A 20,340-nucleotide genomic window follows, 5' to 3' on the forward strand; every position below is an offset into this window, starting at 1 on the left:
AGGTGCGCGAGCTGCCCTACGACCGGCTCAAGGCCTACGAGGGGCAGCCGGTCGCGACCGCCGGCGCCGGCAAGGACCTGGTCAACGAGCCGATGATCAGGCACTGGTGCGAGGCGATGGGCGACGCGAACCCGGCCTACCGGGGGCCGGACGCCATCGCCCCGCCCACCATGCTCCAGGCCTGGACGATGGGCGGTCTCTCCGGCCACACCGACCGCTCGGGGGCGTACGACGAGCTGTTCGGGCTGCTGGACGGCGCCGGATACACCTCCGTCGTCGCCACCGACTGCGAGCAGGAGTATCCGCGGCCGCTGCGGCCCGGTGACCGGATCACCTTCGACGCGGTGATCGAGTCGGTGTCGGAGCGCAAGACGACCAAGCTGGGGACCGGGCACTTCATCACGACGCGGATGGAGGTCCGCGCGGACGGCGAACCGGCCGGGACGCATCGCTTCCGGATCCTCAAGTACGCACCGGCAGCCCGGATGACGAAGGCGCCCGAGCGGACCGCAGCGGCCGGGGAGACCGAAGCGGCCGAGGAGACCGAAGCGGCCGAGCGGTCCAAGGCGCCCGGGCAGCCCGAGGCGCGCCGGCCCCGCCCCGTCATCAACCGCGACAACGCCGGCTTCTGGGCGGGCGTGGAGACACACCGGCTGCTGATCCAGGTCTGCGGCGGCTGCGGCACCCCGCGCTTCCCCTGGCTCCCCGGCTGCCGTGGCTGCGGCTCGCCCGAGTGGCACACCGTCGAGGCGACCGGCGCCGGCACCGTCTACTCGTACGTGGTGATGCACCACCCCCCGTTCCCCGCCTTCGACCCTCCCTACGCGGTGGCGCTGATCGAGCTGGCGGAAGGGGTGCGGATGGTCAGCAATGTCATCGGGGTGCCGTACGACAAGGTGCGGATCGGGATGCCCGTGCAGCTGGAATTCCTGCGGGTGGACGGGGAGTGGGAGCTGCCCGTTTTCCGGGCCGGGGGAGGGGTGGCGGGCTGAGATGGACTTCACGCCTACGGAGGAGCAGCGGGCCGCCGCCGGCCTGGCGGCCGAGATCTTCACCGATCTGTCCACGCCCGAGCGGCTGGCCGCGCTCGGCACCTCCACCGACACCGAACTGTGGAAGGCCCTGTGCGCGGCCGGGCTGCCGGGCGCGGTCGAGGAGACCGGGCTGCTCGGCCTCGTCCTGATGCTGGAGGAGCAGGGGCGTACGACGGCACAGGTGCCGTTCGCGGTGAGCTGTGTCTACGGCCTGCTGGCGATCGGCGCGCACGGCAGCGCGGAGCAGCGGGCGCGGCTGCTGCCGGTGCTGCGGGACGGCGCGGCGGTCGCCACCGGGGCCTTTCCGGCACGGCCCGGCGGCGTACGGGCCGAGCGGCGGGCCGCCGGCGAGGGGCGGCTGACCGGCACGGTCCGTGTCGTGCCCTGGCTGGGCGATGCCACGCACGTCCTGGTGCCGGACGCGCACGAGACGCTCTGGCTCGTACGCACCGACGGCGCGGGCGTTGGACGGGACCCGGTCCGGACCACCGCCCCGTGGTCGGCGGGCCGGCTCACCCTGGACGGCGCGCCGGCCGAACGGCTGGGCGGGACGCCCGTCGAACGGCTGTCCGGCCACGCGGCCTACGCCGACACCCTCGCCACCGCCCGCACCGCTTTCGCCGCCCTCCAGGCCGGGGTCTGCGCCGGCTCCCTGGCCCGCGCGGTGGCCCACACCACCACCCGCGAGCAGTTCGGCCGCCCGCTCTCCACCAACCAGGGGGTACTGCTGCGCGCCGCCGACGCGTACATGGACACCGAGGCCATCCGGCTCACCACCTACGAGGCGGCCTGGCGGCGGGACGCGGGCCTGGACGCCCGCTCGCATGCGCTGACCGCCGCCTGGTGGGCGTCCGAGGCGGGCACCCGCGTGGTGCACACCGGACAGCATCTGCACGGCGGTATCGGCGCCGACATCGATCACCCCGTCCACCGGCACTTCCTCTGGGGACGGCAGCTCGACGCGTACCTCGGCTCCGGCGCCCAAGTCCTCGAAGAACTGGGCCAGTTGCTCACGACGAACAAGCAGGAGAACCGGGACCGCCAGGAGAACCGGGACCGCCAGGAGAACCGGGACCGCCAGGAGAACCGGGACCGCCACGAGAACCGGGACCTCGGGAAGAACTCGCACCCCCGGAAGAACCGCGAGGAGACACCATGAAAGCCGGCGACGAGCTGCCGCCGCTCACCATCCCCGTCACCCGCACCCTGATCGTCGCCGGAGCGCTCGCCTCCCGCGACTACCAGGACGTCCACCACGACGCCGAGGCCGCCAGGGAAAAGGGCTCCCCGGACATCTTCATGAACATCCTCACCACCAACGGTCTGGTCGGCCGCTACCTCACCGACCACTTCGGGCCGCGCTGCACCCTGCGCAAGGTCGCCATCCGCCTGGGCGCCCCCAACTACCCGGGAGACACCATGGTGTTGAGCGGCACCGTCACCGAGGTGACGGACGACGGTACGGCGGTGGTGCGGATCGTCGGCGCGAACGGCATCGGCCACCACGTCACCGGCACGGTGACCGTAAGCCTCCCGGAGGGTGCGGTATGAGCCTGCGTACGGCGGACTCCCTCGGCGGCCGCGCCGCCATCGTTGGCATCGGCGCGACCGAGTTCTCCAAGGACTCCGGCCGCAGCGAGCTGAAGCTCGCCGTCGAGGCCGTACACACCGCCCTCGACGACGCCGGGCTGACCCCCGCCGACGTCGACGGCCTGGTCACCTTCACCATGGACACCAACCCCGAGATCACCGTCGCGCAGGCGGCCGGCATCGGCGAACTGTCCTTCTTCTCGCGCATCCACTACGGCGGCGGCGCGGCCTGCGCCACCATCCAGCAGGCGGCCCTGGCCGTCGCCACCGGCATCGCCGAAGTCGTCGTCTGCTACCGGGCGTTCAACGAACGTTCGGGCCGCCGCTTCGGCTCCGGCGTCCAGCAGCGCGAACCGTCCGCCGAAGGTACGGCCCTCGGCTGGAACCTCCCGTTCGGCCTGCTCACCCCCGCCTCCTGGGTCGCCATGGCCGCCCAGCGCTACCTCCACACCTACGGGCTGACCCCGGAAGCCTTCGGCCAGGTCGCCGTCACCGACCGCCGGCACGCCGCCCGCAACCCGGCCGCGTACTTCTACAACAAGCCCATCACCCTCGCTGAGCACGCCGCCTCCCGCTGGATCGTGGAGCCGCTACGGCTGCTGGACTGCTGCCAGGAGACGGACGGCGGCCAGGCGATCGTGGTGACCTCGCCCGAGCGGGCCCGCGATCTGCCCCACCCGCCCGCGCTGATCACCGCCGCCGCGCAGGGCGCCGGCCGCGCCCAGGAGCAGATGACCAGCTTCTACCGCGACGACCTGACCGGCCTCCCCGAGATGAACGTGGTCGCCCGCCAGCTCTGGCGCACCTCCGCCCTCACCCCCGCCGACATCGACGTCGCGATCCTCTACGACCACTTCACCCCGTTCGTGCTGATGCAGCTGGAGGAGTTCGGCTTCTGCGCCCCCGGCGAGGCCGCCGACCTCGTCGCCGCCGGCACGCTGCCCCTGAACACCCACGGCGGCCAGCTCGGCGAGGCGTACCTCCACGGTATGAACGGCATCGCCGAGGCCGTACGCCAGATCCGCGGCACGAGCGTGAACCAGGCCGACAGCCCCGCCCATATCCTGGTCACGGCGGGCACCGGGGTCCCGACCTCGGGGCTGATTCTCGGCGCCACGCGCTGAGCCCCCGGCGGCGGCCGTGACGCGCCGAAGGCCCCTACGGGTCCCTACTTGATCCCTACGGGTCGCGATGGCTCCCTACGGGAGTCCACCCCACCCATCCCCCCTGAGGAGGTGGGGTCACCCCCACCCGTACAACTTGAGGGGGATAGCCCTTCGGCACCTTGGGCCGATCCCCCGACCCCACCCCCGCTTCTAGCGTGGGGCACATGACCACGCCAGTGTGCACAAGCGCTTCGAACGCCGCTGTGTTCCCGACGTTCTCGTCCTATGTACGGGCCCGGGGGCCGGTCCTGCTGCGCGCTGCGCGGTCGCTGTCCTCCAACCCGAACGACGCCGAGGACCTCCTCCAGACGGCGCTGACCAAGACCTTTGTGGCCTGGGAACGCATCGAGGACCATCGCGCCCTGGACGGCTATGTCCGCCGCGCGCTGATCAACACCCGCACCTCCCAGTGGCGCAAGCGCAAGGTCGAGGAATTTGCCGTCGACGAGCTGCCCGAACCGGACCCGCTGCCGGCACCCGACCCGGCCGAGCTGGAGGGCCTGCGCGACGCGATGTGGCGCGCGGTGATGCGACTGCCTCCCCGCCAGCGGGCCATGGTCGTCCTCAGGTATTACGAGGACCTCAGCGAGGCCCAGACCGCCGCGGTCATGGAGGTCTCCGTAGGCACGGTCAAGAGCGCCGTCTCCCGCGCCCTGTCCAAACTCCGGGAAGACCCCGAACTGGCGATGATCGCCTGACCGAAGGCCGCGCCCCTGAGGGGACGCGGCCTCTCCGTTCTCCGGCCGCTCTCGGGCCGTTCTCCGACCGTGAGGCAGTTGCCCAGGCATACGAGGGGTACGTGGCCGCCGGCCGCCCCGGGGTCCACAGGCACAGGCTGCGGTTTACCCCTGACGGCCGCAGGACGCGCCATCAGGTGACTCTCACCTGAGCGCTGGGCTCTGGCCCGTGTCGTGTGAGGAGTCTTCGTCGTCGGCGTCCGTCGCCCCGGCCGTGCCCGTCGCGTCGGCCGGAGCGGGCGCCTGGGCGCCGTCCTCGGCCGCCCCAAGCTCCTCGCGGCGCTTGCGCGCCAGTTCAGCGGCGAGCTTGTCGGACCGCAGCCGCATTTCCGCTTCCGCCTTGAGGTCGAACTGCCGCATCGTTACTCCCCCAGAGCCTCCCGGCGTCCGCCGGCCCCGGTGGGGGAGATCGGACGCGCTGTCCTTCTGCCGCTCTTGACAGCGTTCCCGCCACATCCGCGCTCACCCGGCCGGCGCCCCGACGGAAACCACGGGCAGTTGCACGCACGGGCCACTACGCGCCGTTGCGCACTCCCCGGCGCATGGTCAGCGCGCGGAGGCGGCGTACGAGAGGAAGTCGGCCCAGGCTGCCGGCTGGACGTGGAGCTGGGGGCCGAGGGGGTTCTTGGAGTCGCGGATGTGGATGGTGGAGGGGGTGGCGGCGACCTCGATGCAGTCGTCAGCTTCGTTGCTGTCGCTGTAGCTGCTCTTGATCCACACCAGTGTCATGTCTCTCCCCGCAGTTTCTCGATGAAGGCCAGTGACTCCCGTGGCGTGAGAGCCTGCGCCCGGATAATTCCATACCGCAGCTCAAGGATCCGGATCTCCTTCGGATCAGAGACTGCTCGGCTGCCGAACTGGCCCTGGGAATGGCCCACTACGGAGCCGTCCCCAAACTTCAGCAGTTGGATCCGGCCGCCCATCCCGGCATGGTCCTCGCGGTCTGTCGGCATGACCTGGATCTCGACATTCCGCAACTGGCCCACTTCCAACAGGTGTTCGAGCTGTCGGCGCAGGACCATTCTGCCTCCGATGGGGCGGCGTAGGGTGACCTCTTCCTGGACAAACATGAGAGCTGGAGCGGGCGATCGGTCGAAGATCGTCTGTCGAGCCATACGTGCGGCTACGAGCCGTTCCGCTTTGTCTTGCGAGTAGGCAGGCCGCCGCATCTCGAACAGTGCCCGTGTGTACTCCCCCGTCTGCAACAGCCCGTGCAGGTTGTGACTGCCGTACGCGCCGAGTTCGACCGCCTCGGCCTCCCACCTGGTCAGGTCCCGGACCTTCTTCGGGTACCGGGCCTGCTCTACGTCCTCCTTCATCGCGGCGATCTTTCCACCCGCGCCCAAGACCTCGTCGGCCTTGTCGAGGAACTCTGGGCGTGGAATGCGCGCGCCTCGCTCGATCTTGTAGATCAGGTTCTCCCCGTACCCCATCTGCGCCCCGAACTCGGCCGGGCGCAGCCCGGCAGCCTCTCGCCATACCTTGAGCTGGCGCCCGACCGCCTCGACGCCGGCCTGTGACTCGTCATCCGGATCGAGGCCCCAAGCCGCCTCATCTGCGTCGTCAACGTTCATCCGCTTCCACCTTCTGGACAACGGTGCTGTCCCGTGAGTATGCGAAGGACGTCACCGTGCGTACCTGGGTCATTACTGTTCAGCGTAAGCACGCGCGACCACGCTGAGTGACATGAATCAGCAAATTGCCGAGCATCAGCTCCAGTTCCGCATCCAGCTGTCCGCCACTCGCCGAGGGGCCCGGCTCGCGCGGCTTCTCGCGACCGAGCAACTCCGCTCCTGGGGGCTGCCGTTCGAGAGTCCGGCTCAGGTCATTTCCGAGCTGGCCGCGAATGCCACCTCGCACGGCCGCGTACGGGGGCGGGACTTCCGGCTCGTCCTCACCTCTGACGCGGACACGCTCCGTATCGAGGTGACGGATGCGCGCGGTGACCGGATCCCGGTCCTACAGGAGCCGGGGGCGCGGGAGTCCGGCTACGGACTGATCCTGGTCGCCTCGCTTGCCGACCGCTGGGGGACGCGGCGGGGACCCTTCCCCTGCAAGACGGTGTGGGCGGAATTCGACCTGCCGATGTGGAACTGAAGGCCGTCAACCGGAGGCCGGAGAACCGGGCTTCGGTGGTCTGCGCGTCGGTGGCCCCGGCGCTAAAAGACCAAATAACCCCAGGTGCAAAGAACCAACCCACCCAACCCAACCGGCGCCGAACACTCGCCTCACTCACTCGGGTGATCCACGGCCGGAAGGCTCGCCTCCGCGCTCCTCGCCGATGCACTCTCGGTAACAACAACCCCAAAACCACCGCAAACATGCGACGGCCCCCGGCCGGGACTGGCATCCCGATCGAGGGCCTGACCAACTAGGAAGAGAACGCTTCCTGATGGCTTCGAAGCAGCTTAACGCTCCTGCGCCCGCCCCGTACGTCGTTCGCCGGTCCTCTGCCGGTGGTCCTGCCGGCGTGCACAAGGTCACCGAACATCAGCAGCCGGGCTACACGATCATCGGCAACCACCTCGCCCAGCACCGAGCGCTGTCGGGCCTCGCGATCGGGTTCGCGGTCCACATCCAGTCGCTGCCCGAGGGCGCGCCCGTCGACATCCGTACGCTCGCCAAGAGGTTCCCCGAGGGACGCGACCGGATCGCCTCCGCCTTAAGGGAGTTGGAGGCGTACGGCTACCTCCAACGGGTCCGGAAGCGCACCGATGACGGGCGGCTCGTCACGATCACGATCTCGTACAACGACCCGGAGGCCACCCGCGCCCGCCGCGCCCGCGAGTCCGCCGAGCAGGCCGAGGAGATCGAGAAGTCCGAGGAGATCGAGAAGTCCGAGCAGGCCGAGGAGACCGAGAAGTCCGAGCAGGCCGAGCAGGCCGAGCAGGCCGAGGAGACCGAGGAGACCGAGCAGACCGAGAAGTCCGAGCAGACCGAGCAGACCGAGCACCGTACGGCAGCCGATCCGCTTCCGGCCCTCGCGCCCCTGCCGACCCTCCCGGCCCCTGCGGATCCCGCCCCAACGGCCCCCGCCAAGCCCGCATCAGCTTCTGCGGAAGCCCCAGAAGCCCCAGCTGCCCCGGAAGCGCCCACAGCCCCAGCAGCCCCCGCCGCACGCCCCCCGCTGCCCCACCCCCACACCCGCGAACACCACACCAAGGCCTCCTCCCTCCTCGCCAACCTGCGCCGCGAGGACCCTCGCCTGTTGCTCTCCGTACGGGACATCGACCGCCTGGCCCCGGCCGTCGCCGCGTGGCTGGAACGCGGCGCGCCCCCGGACTCCGTACGCACCGCCCTGGCCACCCGCCTGCCGCCCACCCTCCGCCACCCGGCGGCCCTGCTCGCCCACCGCCTCACCGCGCTGCTGCCACCACCCCTCCCGGCCGAAGCCCCGCCCGCCGCGCGCACGGTCCCGCGCCCTCACCCGCTCCAGACCTGCGACGGCTGCGACCGCGCCTTCCGCGCCCCGGAACCAGGCCGCTGCCGCGACTGCCGCGCCCCGGCCACCACCCAACAGAAGGCCGCATAGCATGAAGCTGAGAACTCCGACTGGTCGCCGGCAGCGATGCCGACAGAGACGAGGAGCGTGCGCCATGACCATCGCCCCGGATGACGCCCGGCGTGACGCCCTGCTGTACCGGACCATGCGGGAGTTCGTTCAGTCCATGGACGACACCCTTCCAGGCAAGTTCGAGATCACGAAGGAAGGGATTGTTCACGACATGATGGCGCCCGTCGGACCCCACGAGCTGACCACGCTGCGTGTCCGGAAACGCCTTGAGAAGGTGATGCCGGAAGACCTGGTGGCCCACACGGGTACTCCCGACGTGGAGGACCAGTCCGAGGGCATCATGCGTCACCCCGACGTGATGGTGATCGCCGAGGCGGACATGGAGGTCGAGGGGTCTTTCGATCCGCGTACGCTCGTCGCCGCCATCGAAATCGTGTCCCGGTCCAATCCGGACAACGACTGGGTGAGCAAGATGCGTGACTACCCCCTCCTGGGCATTCCCGTGTACGCGATCTTCGATCCCCGTACGGGCTCGGGCGCGGTGCTCACCGACATCCACCCGACCCCGGCCGGCCCCCGCTATGCGACCCGGAAGGAATTCGTCTACGGCGAAGACGTCACGATCGGCGAGTGGACGATCACGACCGAGAATCTGCCGCGTTACACCAAGTCCCCTGATGCCGCCGAGGATTGACGGGTTCCGGCGGCTGCGTAGTGGCTAGAATCACCCCTGGTATGCGGTGGCGTGTCCGGGCAATGCCTCAGTTGCGGCCGTTGCGTCAGTTGTGTCGGTGAGACACCGGGGGGCGTAGTTGAACAACCCGATCCCTATACCCATGGATCTGGCGCTGCCACCGGTGCGCAGGAACAAAAGACTGCGACGGCTGTGGCGCTCCAGAAAGGCGCTGGCCGGTCTGACGCAGTGGATCATCGACGCGGGCCTTCCGTTCGCCGCAGTCATCATCCTGCTGTACGTCTTCGCCGTCCGCTCTGCGAGCCCGAGTGCGGTGTACAGGACGTTCACCCTGATCGATGCGCCGCAGCACACTCTGCTGTGGCTGGCTTCGGTCATCGGCTGGCTGGCCGTGCCGGCGGTCATCGGTGGTGTGGCCGGTCATGTGATCGCCACCCGTATCCAGAGCGTGAAGGCCATCTCGTCCAGCACGTTGTTCCAGCGGCGCGGCTGGGGGGACAGGCTCAGGCCGCCCTCCCGGATCGACTACCTCGGGGCGTACTTCCACGGGATGCTGGCCGAGCAGGACTTTGTGGACGCCTTTGTGCGGATCGCCCATCGCAATGACTGGGTCAAGGCACAGGATCACTGGGAAGTCATCATCAGAGACATGATGAGCACTCAGGAATTCTCCAAGCTCGACCGGCATGAGTGCTTGCGCCAGGCACAGGACTCGACGCGCATCCATATGCGCCCGGCGGCCCTGGTCGGTCTCTGTGTGGTCTGCGTTGCCCGGAAGCCGTGAGGCGGCTAAAGCCGCGAAGAGCGTGAGGGAGAGCGCCTGATGCAAGCCGAGAGCGCAGTGGAGATTGTCCGGGCCTCACTCGCCCTGGCGTTCCCCACCGCCACCGACGAGGGCCTGACCAGGGCTGCGGAGTGTGTGCTGCGCTGGGGGTCCGAAGGGGTGGGGGTCCAGTTGGAGCCGGACCTGGCGGAGCGGATGCTGTCCGATCTGATGAGGATCGCGCGTCAGAACGGGGAGGAGTTCGAGGGAGCTCGGGCGCCGCGCTCCGAACTCACCACCGTTCGGCCGGCGGCGAGCCGCGCCTGGAGCCGTACGGCCGAGACCGAGGACCGCCTGCCGTACATTCCCCGACCGCCCGAGCGTCCTGGGCGCGGCCGGTTCCGGCGGGGGTTCGGGCGCGGGTAGCAGCGGGCGGCGCCGCCGTCGGCCGTCCTACCTCCCCCCGCTCACCAGCAGCCGTCCCACCGCCTGTTCCAGTTCGGCGATGCGGTCGGCGAGGGCCTTTTGGTCGGAGCCCTTGGATTCGCGGAGGAGGAGTTCGACCTCGGCCAGTTGGCCGGCGACCTCTGCCAGACGGGAGGCGTCGCCGGCCTCGGGGAGGGGCGCATGCGGGGATGTTGGGGGTTCGGCGGGCTTGTGGTCGTCCGTGGGCTCCGGGTGTACGGGGGGTTGTCCGGGCGGCGTCTCCTCGGGGGTGTGAGACCTCTGGGTTGGCTGGGAGCCAGGGGTTGGGTGGGAGCCCTGGGTGGCCTGGGGTTCGTGGGGGGCCGGTGTCTCGCCGCCGGGGCGGTTCTCCGCTGTCAGGAGGCGCTTCAACTGGTCGGCCTGGGCGGCCAGTTGGCGGTTCTTGCGGTGGAGGTCGAGGAAGACGTTGACCTTGGTGCGCAGGAGCCAGGGGTCGAAGGGCTTGATGAGGAAGTCGGCGGCGCCGACCGTGTAGCCGCGGTAGGCGTAATTGGGGTCCACGGATGCGCCGGTGAGGAGAATGATCGGGACGTCTTTCGTCTGGTCCAGGCCCTTGATGTTGGCGGCGGTCTCGAAGCCGTTCATACCGGGCATCAGGACGTCGATGAGGACCACGGCGAATTCCTCGCGGAGCATCGCTTTGAGGGCCTCTTCGCCGGAACGCGCGCGGACGACTTTCTGGGTGAGGGAGCCCAGGACCGCCTCCAGCGCGACAAGGTTCTCCTCCATGTCGTCGACGATGAGGATGCTGGACGAGGTGTCGGGTGTCGTCGTCATGATTGCTGCCCCGCCGTTCCCGGGTCTTCCTGGCCTGTGCCCTCGGCGTCATGCGCGGAGGTAATAGGGGTGTCGGAGTCGGGGCGCGGATACGGGGCGCCGCATTGCGGGTCCAGCAGATGGCAGATGACGGACAGCAGGCGGTCCACATTCACCGGTTTGGGGATGTAGTCGTTGGCACCGCTCTCGATCGCCTTTTCCCGGTCGCCCGGCATCGCCTTCGCGGTGAGCGCGATGACCGGCAGCTCGGCGAATCGAGGCGCTTGTCGGATCGCCTTGATCATCTCGTAACCATCCATTTCGGGCATCATGATGTCCATCAACACCAGTGATACGTCCGGTGTCCGGTCGAGGACTTCCAGTCCTTCACGGCCGTTTTCGGCGTATTTCACGCTGATGCCGACCCGGCCGAGTACATGCGTGAGCGCGAAAACATTGCGGATGTCGTCGTCGACGATGAGGATCCGGCGATTGGCCAGCACCTCGCCGGGGCGTCCGCTGAGCCAGTCCTTGAGGCGGGTGGTCTCGGGCCAGGCGACATCGCCGCCGTCGGCTGCGCGGGTCCCCGTACGGGGGATCAGCTCCTGCTCCTCATCGGCGGGGAAGACATCGCCGGGCGAGGTATCCCGTTCCGCGTCCGGCGGTGCCTCTTGCGGGGCTTCGGCGGGCCTGGCCGTGAGCTGCTGGGCCAGCACGGGGCGGGCCGAGCCGGCCTGCGCGGTGCTCTCCGCGGGGCGGATCGCGGCGGTGGGGCTGGGCGCGGGGAGCGCACCGGAGTAGCGCGCGGGCACGTACAGGGTGAAGGTCGAGCCGACCTGCGGCTCGCTCTCGGCGGTGATCCGTCCGCCGAGCAGCCCGGCCATGTCGCGGCTGATGGAGAGGCCGAGGCCGGTGCCGCCGTATTTGCGGTTGGTGGTGCCGTCGGACTGCTGGAACGCCTCGAAGATTCCGTCGAGTTTCTCCGGCGGAATGCCGATGCCGGTGTCCTTCACGGAGAGCGCGATGACGTCATCGGCGGTGCGCAGGGATTCCTCTTCGAAGTCCGTGCCCGGTACGCGCTGGACGATGAGTTCCACACCGCCGGAGGTCGTGAACTTCACGGCGTTGGAAAGGAGGTTGCGCAGGATCTGCTGGAGGCGTTGTTCGTCGGAGAAGAGTTCCTTGGGCACATCGTCGTCGACCGTGACGTCGAACGTCAGGCCGCGGTCGACGGTGAGCGGCTTGAAGGTGGCCCGGACGTAGTCGAGGAGTTTGATCAGCGGCAGGGTCTTGGGGTGGACGTCCATCCGCCCGGCCTCGATCTTCGACAGATCCAGGATGTCGTTGATGAGCTGGAGAAGGTCGGAGCCGGCGCGGTGGATGGTGACGGCGAATTCCACCTCCTGCGGGGAGAGCCGGTGGTCGGGGTTGTCGGCGAGAAGCCGGGAGAGCACCAGCAGGGAGTTCAGCGGGGTGCGCAGCTCGTGCGACATATTCGCCAGGAACTCCGATTTGTATTGCGAGGAGGTGGCGAGCAGGGCAGCCTTCTCCTCCAGCTCGGCATTGGTGAGCTGGAGCTCGTCGGAGCGCTGGCGGAGCTCGGCGGTGAGGCGCTGGGACTCCGAAAGCAGGGACTCCGTACGGGCGTTGGCGATGATGGTGTTGATGGAGACGCCGATGGTGTTCACGAACTGGTCGATAAAGGCGAGGTGGACTTCGCTGAACCGGCTGAAGGAGGCGAGTTCGATAACGCCCAGCACCTGGTCCTCGAAGAGGACCGGGAGAATGACGATGCTGGCCGGGGCCGCGGCGCCAAGGCCGGAGCTGATGGTGATGTAGTCGGGCGGTACGGCTTCGACGACGATGCGCTTCTTCTCCATGGCGGCCTGGGTGATCAGGCCCCAGCCGGGGGTGCCCAGGCGCAGCCGCGGCAGCGAGCGGCGGCCTTCGGGCTGGCCGGTGCCGTAACCGGCGATGAGTTCGAGGCCCTCGCCCGGTTCGGCGCCCGCCTCGGCCAGGAAGAACGCGCCGAACTGCGCATTCACCAGCGGGGTCAGCTCGCGCAGGATCAGATCGGCGACCTCGACCAGGTCGCGGTGGCCCTGCATCAGGCTGGCGATACGGGCCAGGTTCGACTCCAGCCAGTCCTTGGCGCGGGTGGTCTCGCGGAGATTGGCGACCATCAGGTTGATGTTGTTCTTCAGGGCCGCGACCTCGCCCTGGGCCTCCACGGAGATGGAGCCGGACATATCGCCCTGGGTGACGGCGCTGGCGACCTCGGCGATCGCGCGCACCTGCGTCGTCAGATTCAGCGCCAGCTCGTTGACGCTGGTGGTCAGCTGCTTCCAGGTGCCGTAGACGCCCTCGACCCGGGCCTGGCCGCCGAGCTGTCCCTCGCTGCCGACCTCGCGGGCCACGCGGGTCACCTCGGAGGAGAACGAGGACAGCGTGTCGACCATCGTGTTGATCGTGGTCTTCAGTTCGAGGATCTCGCCGCGGGCATCGACGTCGATCTTCTTCGAGAGGTCGCCGCGCGCGACGGCGGTGGCGACCTGGGCGATGTTGCGGACCTGGGACGTCAGGTTGTCGGCCATGAAGTTGACGTTGTCGGTGAGGTCCTTCCAGACGCCGGACACGCCGTGGACCTGCGCGCGGCCGCCCAGCCGGCCTTCGGTGCCGACCTCGCGGGCCACTCGGGTGACCTCGTCCGCGAACGCCCGCAGCTGCTGGACCATCGTGTTGACGGTGTCCTTCAGCTCCAGGATCTCGCCGCGGGCATCCACATCGATCTTCTTGGACAGGTCGCCGTTGGCCACCGCCGTGGTCACCTGGGCGATGTTGCGGACCTGGGACGTCAGGTTGAGCGCCATGAAGTTGACGTTGTCGGTGAGGTCCTTCCAGACCCCGGAGACGCCCCTGACCTGCGCCTGACCGCCCAGGTTGCCTTCGGTGCCGACCTCGCGGGCCACGCGGGTGACCTCGTCGGCGAAGGCGGAGAGCTGGTCGACCATGGTGTTGATGGTCGACTTGAGTTCGAGGATCTCGCCCTTGGCCTCGACGGTGATCGTCTTGCCGAGGTCGCCCTCCGCGACGGCGGTGGCGACCAGAGCGATGTTGCGGACCTGGGACGTCAGGTTGTCGGCCATGAAGTTGACGCTCTCGGTGAGGTCCTTCCAGACCCCGGATACGTCCCTGACCTGCGCACGGCCGCCCAGCTGGCCCTCGGTGCCGACCTCGCGGGCCACGCGGGTGACCTCGTCGGCGAAGGCGGAGAGCTGGTCGACCATGGTGTTGATCGTCGACTTCAGTTCGAGGATCTCGCCCCGCGCGTCCACGGTGATCTTCTGGCTCAGGTCGCCGTTGGCCACCGCCGTGGTCACCTGCGCGATGTTACGGACCTGCCAGGTCAGGTTGGACGCCATGAAGTTGACGTTGTCGGTGAGGTCCTTCCAGACCCCGGACACGCCCCTGACCTGCGCCCGGCCGCCCAGCTGGCCTTCGGTGCCGACCTCGCGGGCCACGCGGGTGACCTCGTCGGCGAAGGCCCGCAGCTGGTCCAGCATCTTGTTGACGGTGAGCTTCAGCTCCAGCAGCTCGCCGGTCGCCTCGACCGTCACCTGCTGGGNCAGCTCCAGCAGCTCGCCGGTCGCCTCGACCGTCACCTGCTGGGTCAGATCGCCGCGGGCCACCGCCGTGGTGACCACCGCGATGTCCCGCACCTGTGCGGTCAGCCGCGAGGCCATGGTGTTGACCGCCTCGGTCACATGCAGCCAGTCGCCGGAGAGGCCCTGGACCTTGGCCCGGCCGCCCAGCCGGCCTTCGGTGCCGACCTCGCGGGCCACCCGGGTGACCTCGCCGGTGAACAGCGAGAGCTGGTCGACCATGCGGTTCACCCCGCTGCCCAGGCGGCGCAGATCGCCGCGGAGCTGGCGGGTGCCGTCGTGCAGATCGACATGCTGGGTCAGATCGCCGTCCGCCACCGCGTCCAGTACCCGGGTGGCCTTGGCGAGCGGCACCACCAGCGCTTCGAGCACGGTGTTGGCCGCCTCGACGTTCGTCGTCCAGGTCCCCGGGCCGGGGCTCGCGGAGATCCGCTCGTCCAGCCGTCCCTGCCGGATGATCTCGCTCCGTACGCGCTGAAGCTCGGAGGCGAGATGGCTGTTACGGGCGACGATCTGGTTGAGGACGCCGGCCATGTCGGCCAGCACACCGTCCGACGAGGCGCCGTACTGCGAGGTCTCCACGTGGGTGCTGAAGTCCCCGTCGCGCAGTGCGTGCAGCGCCGCGAGCAGCGGTCGTAGCTCGGTGGTGCGTACCCACTGGCCGTCGCCGTCGGGGAGGGGCGCGGAGGGGCCCGGGGTGGCCTCCAGGGGCTCCGGGGACTCCGCGGTCTGTGGGGTCTGTGGGGTCTCTGAGGGAGGGGAAACAGACTCGGGCCGGGTCGGGTCGAGAGCCATGGCGCACCAACCCCCCAGTGATCGATGTGGAGAGATCCAGTCGAGCGGAGTGATCCATTTGGGCAGATATGACATAGTATAAAGCGCTCGTAATGACTTTCTCCCCGGGAATCAGGGGGCACAGTGACACCGCTGTCCTCCCCATACGCGACGGAATCCGTGTCCCGGAAAGGCCTGCCGGCAAATCAGCTCGCGGCCGCCGGAGCGCGCAAATTCGTGCGCGCACTGCTCACCGAACGGGCGGGCTCACCGCCCGCCACCGCGGGCCCCGGGGCGGCGGCGATCAGCTCGGAGCTCATCCACACCGCGGTGCTGCTCACCAGCGAGCTGGTCACCAATGCCGTGATGTACGCCGGTACCGAGATCGATGTGACCTGCCGGCTGGAGCACGGCCGCCCGCCCGCCGAGGTCGACGGGGAGCGCGGCCCGGCCAGGATCGGCGTGGTGGTGGAGGTCTCCGACCGCCACCCCGCCCGGCGCGTACGCGGCGGGGTGGACGCCCGCGCCGGAGAGCCGGGGTACGGCCTCCAGCTGGTCAGCGCGCTGTCGGAGTCCTGGGGCGTGACCTACCGCCAGGCGGTGAAGACCGTCTGGTTCCGCCTGGAGGGCACCGAGGGCGAGCTCGGATCTGTGGGCGCGGGGCCCGGGCCCGAGCCGCCCGTACGTCTGACCCACCCCGTGCGCGGCCAACCACGCCGGCACGCCGCCGAGTGGGCCGACCGTGGCGGCCCGTCCTTTCTCGCCGAGACCAGCGAACTCCTGGCCGGGCAGCTCGACCAGGACATGGTCACCGCGCTCGCCGCCCAGCTGCTGGTGCCCCGGCTCGCCGACTGGTGCGCCATCTGGCTGACCACCGAGGGCGGCGGTATGCAGCTGTCCCGCGTCTGGCATGTCGACGAGCGGCGGATCAATCCGCTCCGCGCCGACCTCGAACGCGATCCGCCGTCCGACGTCATCGGCACCTCCGGCACCCCCTGGCCCTGGCCGGAATGCGCCGGTTCGGATGCCACCGGCGGCTCGGCACTGGCCTTCCCGCTCGTCGCCCGGGACACCGCCCAGGGCGTGCTGCTGCTCGGCCGGGCGGGGCAGCTGCAGATGACCGACACCGTGGTGCGGATGGTCGAGGACGTGGCGCGCAGGGTCGCCCAGGCCGTCTACACCGCCCGCCAGTACACCCGGCAGACCACGATCAGCCTGGCGCTCCAGCGCCGGCAGCTGCCCGCCTCGCTGGCCAGCATTCCCGGCGTCGACACGGCGATCGTCTATGAGCCGCACGGCGAGGGCCAGACCGTCGGCGGCGACTTCTACGACGTCTTCCCGATGGGCGACCGCCGCTGGTGCTTCCTGCTCGGCGACGTACAGGGCAAGGACCCGGAGGCGATGTCCGTCACCGGTCTGGCCCGCCACCTTGTCCGGCTGCTGGCCCGCGAGGGCCATGGCGTCGAGTCGGTGCTCGGCAGGCTGAATCTGGCCATGGCGGAGGAGAGCGCGGAGGCGGTGGAGCTGGGCGGCGAACAGGCCAGCTCCCGCTTTCTGAGCCTGCTCTACGGCGAGCTGGAGGTCGACCCGGGCATCGCCGGCGCCCGCTGTACGGTCGCCAGCGCCGGCCACCCGCCACCGCTGCACATGTTCACCGACGGTGCCGTGGAGCCGGCCTCCGAGCCGCAGATGCTGCTCGGTATCGACGAGGGCACCGAATTCCGCGCCAGCTCCTTCGCCCTCGCACCGGGCGAGACGCTGCTGTGCGTGACCGACGGCGTCACCGAACGCCGTTGCGGCAACTGGCAGTTGGACGACAACGACGGACTGATCGAGGTGCTGCGGGACGGAATGGGCCTGGGCGCCAAGGCCCTGGCCGAGCACATCCGCCGCGCGGCACACGACTTCGGCACCGGCCCGGTCGAGGACGATCTGTCGGTACTGGTCCTCCAGGCGGTGGCGCCGACGGTGGAGCCGCCGACGGTGGAGCCGCGGACGTGACGGCCGGCCGGCCGCCCGCGATCAGGCCCCGCCGCCCGCCCTGGTGACCAGCAGCCGCCCGCCGCCGGCGACCACTCCGCCGCCGTTGCCACCGACGGGGTCGAACTGCCCGCCGAACAGCGGGCGGCCGAGCGACGAGCCGCCGTCGGAAGGCCGCCAGGCCGGTGCGGCCTGGGGTGCGGCTTTGGGGGCGGCCTGGGCGACGCCGCAGGCGAGCACGCCGGCACCGCCCAGGGCGGCAAGGACGAGGCAGCGGCCGAGGTGGGGGCGCATATGACGCTCCTGTCAGGAGGGGTAACCACGTAACCAGGTGATCGTCAGCGTGCTGTTCCGGCTTGATGCCCTACGGGCAACCTGGCCGGAAGGCCATCCCTGTGGGTGAACGAGCCCGGCCGCGAGGTCATGAGCGGGCAAGAACACACCGCCGGGGTCGTGACATACCAAGCGGTATGCGCCGACAATCGCAGCACCACTACCCGTCCGTAACTAAGCGGAGGCACTCGGTGCTCAGCACGATGCAGGACGTACCGCTCACCGTCTCGCGAATCCTGACCCACGGATCGACGATCCATGGTGAGGCGCAGGTCATCACCTGGACCGACGGCGACCCGCACCGGCGCACCTTCGCCGAGATCGGCCACCGGGCCGCGCAGCTGGCCCACGCGCTGCGCGACGAGCTGTCCGTGGCCGACGACGAACGCGTCGGCACGCTCATGTGGAACAACGCGGAACACATGGAGGCGTATCTCGCGATCCCTTCCATGGGAGCGGTGCTGCACACGCTCAATCTGCGGCTGCCCGCCGAACAGCTGGTGTGGATCATCAACCACGCCGAGGACCGGGTCGTGCTCGTCAACGGCACCGTGCTGCCGCTGCTCGCCCCGCTGCTGCCGCAGCTGCCGAACCTCCGGCACATCGTCGTCGTCGGCCCCGGCGACCTGTCGGTCCTCGACGGCGCGCAGGCGCGGGTGCACGACTACGAAGAGCTGATCGCCGGGCGCCCGGAGACGTACGACTGGCCGGAGACCGACGAGCGGGAGGCCGCGGCGCTCTGCTACACCTCCGGGACCACCGGCGACCCCAAGGGCGTGCTCTACAGCCACCGTTCGCTCTATCTGCACTCGATGCAGGTCAACACCGCCGAGGCGTTCGCGCTCACCTCACGCGACATCACGCTGCCGGTCGTGCCGATGTTCCATGTCAACGCCTGGGGCCTGCCGCACGCCGCGTTCATGGCGGGCGCCTCGCTGCTGATGCCGGACCGCTTTCTGCAGCCCGCCCCGCTCGCCGAGATGATCGAGACCGTACGGCCCACCATCGGCGCCGCCGTGCCCACCATCTGGCAGGGACTGCTCGCCGAACTGGACGCCACGCGGCGAGATGTCGCCTGTCTGCGTACGGTCGTCATCGGCGGATCGGCCTGCCCGCCCGCCCTGATGCGCGGCTTCCAGGAGCGGCACGGGATCCGCGTCGTGCACGCCTGGGGCATGACCGAGACCTCTCCGCTCGGCAGCGTCTCCCATCCGCCGGCCGGCGTCGGCGGCGAGGAGGAGTGGGCCTACCGCGCCACCCAGGGCCGCTTCCCCGCCTCCGTCGAGGCGCGGCTGATCGGCCCCGGCGGCGAGCAGCTGCCCTGTGACGGCGAGGCCGCGGGCGAGCTGGAGATCCGCGGACCGTGGATCGCGGGCGCCTACTACGGCGGCGCACAGGGCGAACCGCTGTGCCCCGAGGACAAGTTCAGCCCCGACGGCTGGCTGCGCACCGGCGACGTCGGCACCATCACCCCCAACGGCTATCTCACCCTGACCGACCGCGCCAAGGACGTCATCAAGTCCGGCGGCGAATGGATCTCCTCCGTCGAGCTGGAGAACCATCTGATGGCGCACCCGCATGTCGCGGAGGCCGCGGTCGTCGCCGTACCGGACGACAAGTGGGGCGAGCGGCCGCTGGCGACCGTCGTGCTCACCCAGGGCGCGACCATCGGCTACGAGGAGCTGAAGGCGTTCCTCGGCGAGCGGATCGCGCGCTGGCAGCTGCCGGAGCGGTGGGCGGTGATCCCCGTGGTGCCGAAGACCAGCGTGGGCAAGTTCGACAAGAAGGTGCTGCGCAGGCAGTACGCGGACGGGGAGCTGGATGTGACGCTGCTGGCGTGAGGCGGCCGGTGGTGGGGGCCGGAGCACCGGTCCCCACCACGCGTCAGTTCGTACCGATCTTGGCGAGCAGATCGACGATCCGGGCCTGCACCTCGGCGCTCGTGGAGCGCTCCGCGAGGAAGAGCACCGTCTCGCCGGCGGCCAGCCGCGGCAGCTGCGCCGGGTCCATGTCGGCGGAGGTGTAGACGACCAGCGGTGTGTGGTCGAGCAGCCCGTTGGCGCGCAGCCAGTCGACGATGCCGGCCCGCCGGCGGCGCACCTGCATCAGGTCCATCACGACCAGATTCGGCCGCATTTGGGTCGCGAGGGTGACCGCGTCGGTGTCCGCGCCGGCCCGTGCGACCTGCATCCCGCGCCGCTCCAGCGACGTGGTCAGGGCGCCCGCGATGGCGTCGTTCTGCTCGATCAACAGCACCCGCGGCGGGTGCTGTTCGCTGTCGCACGGGGCCAGCGCCTTGAGGAGGACGGCCGGGTCCGCGCCGTACGCGGCCTCCCGGGTGGCCTGCCCCAGACCGGCGGTGACCAGCACCGGGACCTCGGCGGCGCCCGCCGCCTGGCGCAGCGACTGCAGCGCGGTACGGGTGATCGGCCCGGTCAGCGGGTCGACGAAGAGCGCCGCGGGGTACGCGGCGATCTGCGCGTCCACCTCCTCGCGGGAGTTGACGATCACCGGGCGGTAGCCGCGGTCGCTCAGCGCCTGCTGGGTGGCGACGTCCGGCGCCGGCCAGACCAGCAGCCGGCGCGGATTGTCCAGCGGCTCCGGCGGCAACTCGTCGTCCATCGGCAGCGGCTGACGGTTCATCACCTCTATGGCGCCGTTCGGGCCGTCCAGCGGCTCCGGACCCTCGCTGCCCTCGTCGGGCGCGGAGATCGCAAAGGCCCGGCCCTCGCCGGCGTCCATCAGATGCGGCTGGGGCTGCGGCTGGGCCTGCGGCTTGGGCGGGGCGGCGGCCTGGCCCGGGGCCTGCGGCTTGGGCTGCGGCTGCTGGGCGCCCGGGTGCGGGCGCGCC

19 protein-coding genes and 1 pseudogene are annotated in these 20,340 nt (G+C 70.0%); 12 read left to right on the top strand and 8 right to left on the bottom strand.

What is annotated here, in order from left to right:
- The first annotated feature begins 2 nt into the window (after positions 1-2).
- The 5 genes from DY245_RS00500 (at position 3) to DY245_RS00520 (ending at position 4,488) form a co-directional block, all read left to right on the top strand.
- Positions 3-992, top strand: a complete 990-nt coding sequence (locus DY245_RS00500) for a bifunctional MaoC family dehydratase N-terminal/OB-fold nucleic acid binding domain-containing protein (RefSeq protein WP_128502372.1) — start codon at positions 3-5, stop codon at positions 990-992.
- Position 993: 1 nt separating this feature from the next.
- Complete coding sequence (locus DY245_RS00505) at positions 994-2,193, top strand: acyl-CoA dehydrogenase family protein (RefSeq protein ID WP_128502355.1); 1,200 nt, start codon at positions 994-996, stop codon at positions 2,191-2,193.
- Positions 2,190-2,585: a MaoC family dehydratase gene (locus DY245_RS00510; protein ID WP_128502356.1), complete on the top strand. Its 396-nt coding sequence runs from the start codon at positions 2,190-2,192 to the stop codon at positions 2,583-2,585. The genes DY245_RS00505 and DY245_RS00510 overlap by 4 nt, the downstream gene beginning before the upstream one ends.
- Complete coding sequence (locus DY245_RS00515; RefSeq protein WP_128502357.1) at positions 2,582-3,748, top strand: lipid-transfer protein; 1,167 nt, start codon at positions 2,582-2,584, stop codon at positions 3,746-3,748. Before DY245_RS00510 ends, DY245_RS00515 begins: the two co-directional genes overlap by 4 nt.
- Before the next feature lie 206 nt (positions 3,749-3,954).
- Positions 3,955-4,488 (top strand): SigE family RNA polymerase sigma factor, encoded by a 534-nt coding sequence (locus tag DY245_RS00520; protein ID WP_128502358.1) that lies wholly within the window; start codon positions 3,955-3,957, stop codon positions 4,486-4,488.
- Between the two features lie 183 nt (positions 4,489-4,671).
- On the opposite strand, the gene DY245_RS00525 is transcribed toward DY245_RS00520, so the two are convergent.
- From DY245_RS00525 to DY245_RS00535, 3 genes are all read right to left on the bottom strand, one after another.
- Positions 4,672-4,887, bottom strand: a complete 216-nt coding sequence (locus DY245_RS00525; RefSeq protein ID WP_128502359.1) for a hypothetical protein — start codon at positions 4,885-4,887, stop codon at positions 4,672-4,674.
- 186 nt (positions 4,888-5,073) lie between these two features.
- Positions 5,074-5,256, bottom strand: coding sequence for a DUF397 domain-containing protein (locus DY245_RS00530; RefSeq protein WP_128502360.1), 183 nt, complete (start codon positions 5,254-5,256; stop codon positions 5,074-5,076).
- A complete protein-coding gene (locus tag DY245_RS00535) occupies positions 5,253-6,101 on the bottom strand; it encodes a helix-turn-helix domain-containing protein (protein ID WP_128502361.1) in 849 nt (282 codons plus the stop codon). Before DY245_RS00535 ends, DY245_RS00530 begins: the two co-directional genes overlap by 4 nt.
- A 112-nt stretch (positions 6,102-6,213) precedes the next feature.
- Between DY245_RS00535 and DY245_RS00540 the strand changes: the two genes are divergently transcribed.
- The 5 genes from DY245_RS00540 (at position 6,214) to DY245_RS00565 (ending at position 9,924) form a co-directional block, all read left to right on the top strand.
- On the top strand, positions 6,214-6,624 hold the full coding sequence (locus DY245_RS00540) for an ATP-binding protein (RefSeq protein WP_128502362.1): 411 nt from the start codon (positions 6,214-6,216) through the stop codon (positions 6,622-6,624).
- A gap of 373 nt (positions 6,625-6,997) precedes the next feature.
- Complete coding sequence (locus DY245_RS44035; protein ID WP_244942740.1) at positions 6,998-8,059, top strand: helix-turn-helix domain-containing protein; 1,062 nt, start codon at positions 6,998-7,000, stop codon at positions 8,057-8,059.
- Positions 8,060-8,123: 64 nt separating this feature from the next.
- On the top strand, positions 8,124-8,735 hold the full coding sequence (locus tag DY245_RS00555) for a Uma2 family endonuclease (protein ID WP_128502365.1): 612 nt from the start codon (positions 8,124-8,126) through the stop codon (positions 8,733-8,735).
- A gap of 142 nt (positions 8,736-8,877) precedes the next feature.
- The gene (locus DY245_RS00560; RefSeq protein WP_220377831.1) at positions 8,878-9,519 is read left to right on the top strand and encodes a DUF6313 family protein; all 642 of its coding nucleotides are present in this window, start codon (positions 8,878-8,880) and stop codon (positions 9,517-9,519) included.
- A 39-nt stretch (positions 9,520-9,558) separates the two neighbouring features.
- Positions 9,559-9,924, top strand: a complete 366-nt coding sequence (locus DY245_RS00565) for a hypothetical protein (RefSeq protein ID WP_128502366.1) — start codon at positions 9,559-9,561, stop codon at positions 9,922-9,924.
- Between the two features lie 27 nt (positions 9,925-9,951).
- On the opposite strand, the gene DY245_RS00570 is transcribed toward DY245_RS00565, so the two are convergent.
- The 3 genes and pseudogenes from DY245_RS00570 to DY245_RS45620 form a co-directional block, all read right to left on the bottom strand.
- Positions 9,952-10,761: a response regulator gene (locus DY245_RS00570; RefSeq protein ID WP_128502367.1), complete on the bottom strand. Its 810-nt coding sequence runs from the start codon at positions 10,759-10,761 to the stop codon at positions 9,952-9,954.
- Positions 10,758-14,365: HAMP domain-containing protein (locus DY245_RS00575; protein ID WP_244942741.1), on the bottom strand; the 3,608-nt coding region annotated here is incomplete at its 5' end. The genes DY245_RS00570 and DY245_RS00575, both read right to left, overlap by 4 nt.
- A gap of 1 nt (position 14,366) precedes the next feature.
- Positions 14,367-15,197, bottom strand: a pseudogene (locus tag DY245_RS45620) (HAMP domain-containing protein); the annotation flags it as partial.
- Between the two features lie 159 nt (positions 15,198-15,356).
- Here DY245_RS45620 and DY245_RS00580 point away from each other — a divergent pair.
- Positions 15,357-17,177 carry a SpoIIE family protein phosphatase gene (locus DY245_RS00580; RefSeq protein ID WP_244942742.1) on the top strand — a complete coding sequence of 607 codons (1,821 nt, stop codon included), beginning with the start codon at positions 15,357-15,359 and terminating at the stop codon, positions 17,175-17,177.
- A gap of 21 nt (positions 17,178-17,198) precedes the next feature.
- Here DY245_RS00580 and DY245_RS00585 read toward each other — a convergent pair whose 3' ends face one another.
- Entirely contained in the window at positions 17,199-17,450 is a 252-nt protein-coding gene (locus DY245_RS00585; RefSeq protein ID WP_128502369.1) for a hypothetical protein, read from the bottom strand.
- Positions 17,451-17,680: 230 nt separating this feature from the next.
- Here DY245_RS00585 and DY245_RS00590 point away from each other — a divergent pair, with 230 nt between their 5' ends.
- Positions 17,681-19,330, top strand: a complete 1,650-nt coding sequence (locus DY245_RS00590) for a long-chain fatty acid--CoA ligase (protein WP_128502370.1) — start codon at positions 17,681-17,683, stop codon at positions 19,328-19,330.
- 43 nt (positions 19,331-19,373) lie between these two features.
- Here DY245_RS00590 and DY245_RS00595 read toward each other — a convergent pair.
- Positions 19,374-20,340, bottom strand: a 967-nt coding sequence (locus DY245_RS00595; protein WP_147318317.1) for a response regulator, incomplete at its 5' end; no start/stop codon positions are given.

The organism is Streptomyces inhibens, assembly GCF_003389455.1.
Classification (GTDB): Bacteria; Actinomycetota; Actinomycetes; order Streptomycetales; family Streptomycetaceae; genus Streptomyces; species Streptomyces inhibens.

What these genes read in the sequence shown, in the direction of transcription:
- DY245_RS00520 (WP_128502358.1), top strand. Translation starts at nt 3,955, where the DNA reads ATGACCACGCCAGTGTGCACAAGCGCTTCGAACGCCGCTGTGTTCCCG.
- DY245_RS00525 (WP_128502359.1), bottom strand. Translation starts at nt 4,887, where the DNA reads ATGCGGCAGTTCGACCTCAAGGCGGAAGCGGAAATGCGGCTGCGGTCC.
- DY245_RS00515 (WP_128502357.1), top strand. Translation starts at nt 2,582, where the DNA reads ATGAGCCTGCGTACGGCGGACTCCCTCGGCGGCCGCGCCGCCATCGTT.
- DY245_RS00555 (WP_128502365.1), top strand. Translation starts at nt 8,124, where the DNA reads ATGACCATCGCCCCGGATGACGCCCGGCGTGACGCCCTGCTGTACCGG.
- DY245_RS00505 (WP_128502355.1), top strand. Translation starts at nt 994, where the DNA reads ATGGACTTCACGCCTACGGAGGAGCAGCGGGCCGCCGCCGGCCTGGCG.
- DY245_RS00560 (WP_220377831.1), top strand. Translation starts at nt 8,878, where the DNA reads ATGGATCTGGCGCTGCCACCGGTGCGCAGGAACAAAAGACTGCGACGG.
- DY245_RS00530 (WP_128502360.1), bottom strand. Translation starts at nt 5,256, where the DNA reads ATGACACTGGTGTGGATCAAGAGCAGCTACAGCGACAGCAACGAAGCT.
- DY245_RS00510 (WP_128502356.1), top strand. Translation starts at nt 2,190, where the DNA reads ATGAAAGCCGGCGACGAGCTGCCGCCGCTCACCATCCCCGTCACCCGC.
- DY245_RS00585 (WP_128502369.1), bottom strand. Translation starts at nt 17,450, where the DNA reads ATGCGCCCCCACCTCGGCCGCTGCCTCGTCCTTGCCGCCCTGGGCGGT.
- DY245_RS00535 (WP_128502361.1), bottom strand. Translation starts at nt 6,101, where the DNA reads ATGAACGTTGACGACGCAGATGAGGCGGCTTGGGGCCTCGATCCGGAT.
- DY245_RS00570 (WP_128502367.1), bottom strand. Translation starts at nt 10,761, where the DNA reads ATGACGACGACACCCGACACCTCGTCCAGCATCCTCATCGTCGACGAC.
- DY245_RS00540 (WP_128502362.1), top strand. Translation starts at nt 6,214, where the DNA reads ATGAATCAGCAAATTGCCGAGCATCAGCTCCAGTTCCGCATCCAGCTG.
- DY245_RS00565 (WP_128502366.1), top strand. Translation starts at nt 9,559, where the DNA reads ATGCAAGCCGAGAGCGCAGTGGAGATTGTCCGGGCCTCACTCGCCCTG.